Source organism: Pollutibacter soli (assembly GCA_029269725.1).
GTDB lineage: Bacteria > Bacteroidota > Bacteroidia > Chitinophagales > Chitinophagaceae > Pollutibacter > Pollutibacter soli.
The window spans coordinates 1-670 of record JARJHS010000022.1 but is presented as its reverse complement, the minus strand read 5'-3'; the positions used below and the strand labels follow the sequence as shown (position 1 = coordinate 670).

Genomic DNA, 670 nt, shown 5'->3' with positions numbered 1-670 from the left:
GCCAAAGAGAAAGGTGTGAAAACCTCTTCAACTGGTCTGGTTTATCAGGTAGTAGAAGCCGGTAAAGGCGAAGCACCGAAAGACAGCGATACTGTTGTAGTGAACTACAAAGGTACGCTGATCGACGGTAAAGAGTTCGACAACTCTTACACCCGTGGTGAACCGCTCTCTTTCCGTCTGGACGGTGTTATCCCGGGTTGGACAGAAGGTCTGAAGAACATCAAGAAAGGCGGTAAGATCAAACTGGTTATTCCACCAGAACTGGCTTACGGCAAAGCGGGTGTTCCGGGGATCCCACCGAATTCTACCCTGGTGTTTGACGTAGAGCTGCTGGATGTGAAACCAGCGCCGAAGGCTGATGCAAAGCCGGAAGCTGATGCGAAAGCCGCAGATTCTGCTAAAAAATAAGCATTAAGAACCGCCGCCTGACCAGGCGGCGGTTTTTTTATTACAGGCCGGATATAATTAGTGCTGGAAAGCGGAACCTCCGCTGTATTAATTTAGTTACCCGCATCATTAATGAGCCTGCCCTGAAAAGTTAACGACAGGCTCCTGAAAAGGAGTGTTTTTTTTCATGTCCAGGTCGCTTTTAACCAACGAAACCAGTGAGTTGGATTTACTGGATCAACGTCCTTTCGACCAGACCGATTTTGATATTCTGAAATCCTAC

Annotated in this window: 1 protein-coding gene; it reads left to right on the top strand. The window is 47.9% G+C overall.

Features of this window, described 5'->3' with window-relative positions:
- Positions 1-408, top strand: a 408-nt coding sequence (gene fkpA, locus P2W82_RS24655; protein ID WP_336518628.1) for an FKBP-type peptidyl-prolyl cis-trans isomerase, incomplete at its 5' end; no start/stop codon positions are given.
- Positions 409-670: the final 262 nt, after the last annotated feature.